At 37.4% G+C, this 5,602-nt stretch carries 5 protein-coding genes and 1 pseudogene; all 6 read right to left on the bottom strand.

Annotation, left to right across the window (positions count from 1 at the left end; all coding sequences use genetic code 11):
- Positions 1–162 precede the first annotated feature (162 nt).
- Positions 163–837, bottom strand: a complete 675-nt coding sequence (locus I6F65_RS20765; protein WP_197114713.1) for a GAD-like domain-containing protein — start codon at positions 835–837, stop codon at positions 163–165.
- Complete coding sequence (locus I6F65_RS22005; protein ID WP_269435964.1) at positions 837–2,891, bottom strand: RHS repeat-associated core domain-containing protein; 2,055 nt, start codon at positions 2,889–2,891, stop codon at positions 837–839. Before I6F65_RS22005 ends, I6F65_RS20765 begins: the two co-directional genes overlap by 1 nt.
- Before the next feature lie 70 nt (positions 2,892–2,961).
- Positions 2,962–3,465, bottom strand: coding sequence for a hypothetical protein (locus I6F65_RS20750; protein ID WP_197114712.1), 504 nt, complete (start codon positions 3,463–3,465; stop codon positions 2,962–2,964).
- Positions 3,466–3,562: 97 nt separating this feature from the next.
- Positions 3,563–3,955, bottom strand: a complete 393-nt coding sequence (locus I6F65_RS20745) for a hypothetical protein (RefSeq protein ID WP_197114711.1) — start codon at positions 3,953–3,955, stop codon at positions 3,563–3,565.
- Positions 3,956–3,964: 9 nt separating this feature from the next.
- The gene (locus tag I6F65_RS22085; RefSeq protein ID WP_331461430.1) at positions 3,965–5,194 is read right to left on the bottom strand and encodes an RHS repeat-associated core domain-containing protein; all 1,230 of its coding nucleotides are present in this window, start codon (positions 5,192–5,194) and stop codon (positions 3,965–3,967) included.
- Between the two features lie 198 nt (positions 5,195–5,392).
- A pseudogene (locus tag I6F65_RS22080) lies at positions 5,393–5,503 on the bottom strand (hypothetical protein); the annotation flags it as partial.
- Between the last annotated feature and the right edge of the window lie 99 nt (positions 5,504–5,602).

The following is a 5,602-nucleotide window of genomic DNA, read 5'->3' as shown; positions in this document are numbered from 1 at the left end:
AAATGGGATACATGATAATAAAATAAAGGCATCAATTTTGATGTTTATACATTAGCTCGTCTTGACTTCAGGGGAGCATCCATATATGTCTTTGTTATTCTTTCTATAATTGTGGGGATCCCTCAGGATTTGACCCCATTGGCTTTTAGACCCCATTGGCTTTTACAAGTTTCTCAATTGCATAACTATATCTGTCATTACATTCTTTTCTCCAAGCTCAGATAAAAAATTATGTTGTTCAATAATTTTAACCTTTTGTAAGTTTTCTAGCTTATTAGCACCACCTAATGCCAATGCTGGTACAAATGTATACATTTCATCAGCTTCTAGGGCACCAAGTTTATCTAATGCTCTTTCAAATAAAGGTAGATCATCTAAATCTTTCTCCTCCATATGAGTCTTAGACATTGAGGCAAAAAATAAATCAATAATTCGATCTGAACCTCTGGTGTTAAGATTATCGGTATTATCTGAAGGTAAAAGCATACCGTAGAGAGGGTTTATTTTTAAGCTAAGGCCTGAACTCTCTCCCCAAACAAATAAGCGACCAAAAGCACTCCGCCCTATTACATAATATTTATCAAGCCCTTTTCTCTCTCTTTCCTCAAACTCTGTGCCATGTATCCAACTCTGTAAGATATCACTATAATCTGCTGGATCGACGAGCCAAAAAATACCATTTCCCCAACCACAAAAGCCATAACTCTGCCAGTACTCGATTAGACGGTCGGGTAATTTACTTTTAAAAAAGCTAAGAGACTCATCGCTTGGTTTTCGTTGTTTAACCGCAGGTCCGAAACCAGCATAATTATAGAAGTTATCAAAAAAATTGTTCATTATTTACACCTGTGTAAGTTTACATTCATGTAAGTATTTGGGCCCATATCTTTTAATGCATTATTAGCCTGTACATCCATAGCTAACACTCTACTTAATTTTTCTTTTTCACCTAATGCATTAATTCCCTTATTCTTCCATTGCGAGCCAATGGATTTATTAACACCTGCATCTCCTAATACTTCAACTATGTCATTTCCTCCCGCAATCATATCAGGATTATGTAAAGCATTAAGTGTTTTCATTTTGCTTTCTGCCATTTCAGTAGCTAGTTTTTCTGCTTTTTCACCAAAAATATTATCATTAGCTAATTCATCAATGTACTCTATTATTGCGTTATCTTTAAAGTCATCTCTAGCTTTTTTCTGTGCAGCACCAGTTCCTTTTCGCTTAATATTTTTATAAGATTCACGGTTATCTAAATACTCTTTCACCGTCATCTTGTTAATACCATCTTGTTGACCTTGTAATTGATCATCATATTCCTGAACTGAGCCCTTTTTATTTTTCTTAAAACAAGCAACCTTGTGAAGTTCCATCCTCCGAGCTACTTTTTTCGCTCCTTGAGTAACTGTTGTTTTTGCGGCATCTGCCATATTATCTAATTTTTTAACTACGGGATCCAACACTTTATCTGCGGCTTTCCCTGGTACTAAAGCAATCGCAACAGCTGCTGCACCCGCTGCTGTTGGACCCGTATCAATCATTTCCCCTACTGCTTCCGCAGCATCAGCTAATCCTTCAACTAACCATTCTATCGGGAAAATACTTACTGGTTTTAAACCTTCCTCTTGCGGTATTGAATTCAGATTATCCTTAATTTCCTTAGGCGTTAATTGACCATCTTGAGCTGCTTTAAATAATTTTTCAGATAGTTTTGGACTTATGCACCCAGAAGCGACTCTTGTATCTAACGCTTCTTTTAAGCTCTTTTCACCCTCTTCACACAGCAACCCAAACGGGTCAACCCAATTTACCGGATTAGGCGCATATTGATAATGGTTTATGCCACCCACTAACCCTATTGGATCTTGGTTTATAAAACGCTGCTGTTTTGGGCTGTAATAGCGGTAGCGATTATAATGCAGACCGCTCTCTTCATCTAAATATTGCCCTTGAAAACGAATTGGCTGAGTAAAGGTATTATTTACAGTTGATTCAGCTTCTAGTTTTGGCTCTTCATAACCATATGCATCGGCTTGGTTTTCCCACACTACTTGTGCGCTGTTGTTGGTAACAAAACGCGGCGTGTTAAGTTGATCTAGGTGGTAGTAATATACTTCACCTTTTTTAATAAGCACTAATGGATGAAATTGATTTGGCAGGTTTATATACCACGTATATTCACCGTGTTGGCATTCGCCGATTAACTGGTCGTTATCCCAAATGTAGTCAATTTTACCGTGCTCGGTGTGCTTGGCGATACGTCGACCAAGTGGGTCGTAATCGTATTGGGTGAGCGTGCCGTTATTGTTAAAACAGCTTAATTGGTTAAATGCATTGTATTCACGAAGGGTTTTAATGCCTTTGCCAGTTTCGCGTATTTGGTTACCAAATTCGTCGTAATCAAAGTCGCTGTCGCCAAATTGCGTTAAACGGTCGGCTTCGGTTGCGCTGTTTTTAATGGTGTTGTGTGCATTAAAACTACTTGTTTCAATGTCAGCTTTATTACTATTTGGCGCTAAATCGCTGTATTCGTTATGCGTGGCGCGCGTTAAATCAATAGAAGGTTTCGCATCAATATCGTTGTTATTTGCAGCTTCACTTGCTGTGCTGTGCTGTGCTTTGATGTGCTCACTGCTTAATGCATTACTCGTTTTTGTATCGCTAGTCCCTTCGATTGCGCTTGATTGCACCGTTTGAGTTTGAGGGTTGCCAAAACTGTCCCATTGGTATTGGTTAGTAGTATCAACGTGTGGGCCTGACAATGTTTGTTGTATTAACTGCCCAATGCTGTTGTACTCAAAATTTATATTATGGCTGCTTACGCCTTTGTTTTTACGAGCAATGAGCTGGTTTACGCTGTCGTACTTGTATGTAACTAAATTAAGCAAGACAGGCACCTTAATTGAACAAGCAAAGCTATCCCAATTAAGATGGGTGTCACGTTAATTTTGTCTCTGATTATTTGTTATTTGAATCGTCTAAATCAATCTCAGTACCAAATGGCACCATTAATGTTTTCTCTACCATCTGCTCTACTTTTTCGTCATTTAATCTCGATAACGAATAAAATAGTTCTTGATTAACGTGTTTTGGGGTAGAGCCTTCATCTTTATCAAATGCTAAAAATGGATTGCTATCGCATACTTCTGATATTTTAAAGTTGGGTAAACTATCAACGTATGGCTTTAAATCTTTAAAACTATACAGATCTTTCAAAGAAGCAAGGTCGTCGTACTCTTCTTTATCTTCAGGAAAGTCAAATAAAAATACTCCCTGAGTTGGCAAGGAATATTTCTCACAACAAAGTTCACAGTACCAAGTCAGAGTATAATGTTCAGCACTGATACCAATAATATATGGTTTTGGAATTATTTCGGTTTCTTTATTAATAAAATCATGTAAATGACTACACACTTTTTCATTTGAATTAATAGTAAAATTTAATTTTTTGCTCGGTTTCATCTGCGACTTCCAAGTTTTAAGCCTAATAAAAACGTTATTAGACTTAATTATAATACTCGTAAGATACTCTACGTATTTATTAATATTACGTTAAAACTCAGTCAAACTTAGGACGAAGTTTCTCTCTCATTTCGAACATATTACTAGGTGTAATAGCCCACCGTTTTGGATCATCAAATTCAAAATCTATTTTAAAACGCTTCGTTTCATTTTCCATTTGAAATAATAGTTGATTGAACTTTTCACCGCATTGCTGATAAATATCTTCTCTTAATTGCTCTAAAGTATTATCTAATAGCAATTGTTCATCTTCAATTGAAGCTGCGGCAGGTGTTATCTCTTCACCATCATATAAAAAGCCGGAGTTAGAAGTACACCCCTCGCCAAACTCAAAAACAAAAGTAACTTCCTTCCACTCATAGTCAATAAGATCAGAACAGCGCAAAAATAATTGCGCAATATCCATTAGTACTTCATCTTTTATATTCACATTTAACCTCTACATTTTTTTAATTACTTCTTTTGGGACTCGCACATAAGTTTGCCCATTTTGGTTATTAAACTTATGACGTTTTTTATATACCCTTTTTTTACTTTTAGGATCAAATACTTCATATTCACTAATTACATCAGTAGGTCGAGCTGATCCAGGGGGCTCAAGCGAAACCTTTAGTTTGACCTCATATCCAGCTTCGGTCCAATCTGCCCACTCATTTTCCATCGACTTATAACTACCTCGATTAAAGTTAGAGTTTTGTGGAAATAAGTTTTTCTCTCCTTGATCACTCATAAAGCGATGGCCAACTAAATGACCGCCATCATCATCAGCTAACCTAGCCTCACCACCAGCTTCACTTTGTGCTTTTTTCTCTTTAGATGAGCGCTTACCATGATAAGTAGATTTTAACGTTGCCTCAACTGAAATAGGCCTACCTTTACTATCAATCTTCCAAGTTGCTTTGTTATCTTCAAACTCTTCCACAACTTCAGAAATCTCTTCTTCGCCAATTTTCCCATTCATCATATCACGTGTAAATTTACGGACTGATTTATCTCGAATAGAGGAACTCTTTGGCGTACCTTCTATCCCACCAGCCTCCAATACATCGAAAACATGCGTTAGGCAGCTTTGAGTAGCAGCATCATATAAAGGAGTTTGTAAATTATCAGGATCACCATCAGCAGCATCAAGAGCTATTTCACTATTGAGCATTAGCTGTCTTTGTAAATCAATCGCAGCAATCGCATTTGGTAGTTTTATCGTAGCTTTTTCTATTAATTTGCCAGCAAAATCATCCTCTTCATCGTAGCTATCAATAAGAGTTCTACTACTAATACCATTATCATCAGTTCCACCTAGTTGATGAGTTTTAGTAACCTCAAATTTAGTTTTTATCTGAATAGCAAAATGAGTATCTTTGCCACGACCTATTCTTAGGACAGTCGCTATCCCTTCCTTACAACTCAACCCAAACGGATCCACCCAATTAACCGGATTAGGCGCATATTGATAATGATTTATCCCACCCACAAGGCCAATCGGATCTTGGTTTATAAACCGTTGTTGTTTGGGGCTGTAGTAGCGGTAGCGGTTGTAATGTAAGCCGCTCTCTTCATCTAAATATTGCCCTTGAAAACGGATTGGCTGAGTGAAGCTATTTTCTTTATTAAAGTCAGCATCTGCTTCTGGCTCTTCATAACCATACACATCGGCTTGGTTTTCCCACACGACTTGTGCGCTGTTGTTGGTAACAAAGCGTGGCGTGTTAAGTTGGTCTAGGTGATAGTAGTAAACTTCACCTTTTTTAATCAGTGCTACTGGGTGAAATTGGTTTGGTAGGTTTATATACCACGTATATTCACCGTGTTGGCATTCGCCGATTAGCTGGTCGTTATCCCAAATGTAGTCAATTTTGCCGTGTTCAGTATGCTTGGCTATACGTCGACCAAGCGGGTCGTAATCGTATTGGGTGAGCGTGCCATTATTGTTAAAACAGCTTAATTGGTTAAATGCATTGTATTCACGAAGGGTTTTAATGCCTTTGCCGGTTTCGCGGGAAAATTAAACCAGACAGCCACTCTAATTGAACAAATAAAACTGTGCTATAAAATTTAATTTTTAGGTTAAGAATATATC

This window comes from Pseudoalteromonas sp. SWXJZ94C (genome assembly GCF_015864385.1).
Taxonomy (GTDB): Bacteria; Pseudomonadota; Gammaproteobacteria; order Enterobacterales; family Alteromonadaceae; genus Pseudoalteromonas.
Note: the sequence above shows the minus strand (reverse complement) of the source record. Positions and strands in the feature narration are given on the sequence as shown.

Coding starts and splice junctions, on each gene's coding strand:
- I6F65_RS20765 (WP_197114713.1), bottom strand. CDS start 837: ATGAACAATTTTTTTGATAACTTCTATAATTATGCTGGTTTCGGACCT.
- I6F65_RS20750 (WP_197114712.1), bottom strand. CDS start 3,465: ATGAAACCGAGCAAAAAATTAAATTTTACTATTAATTCAAATGAAAAA.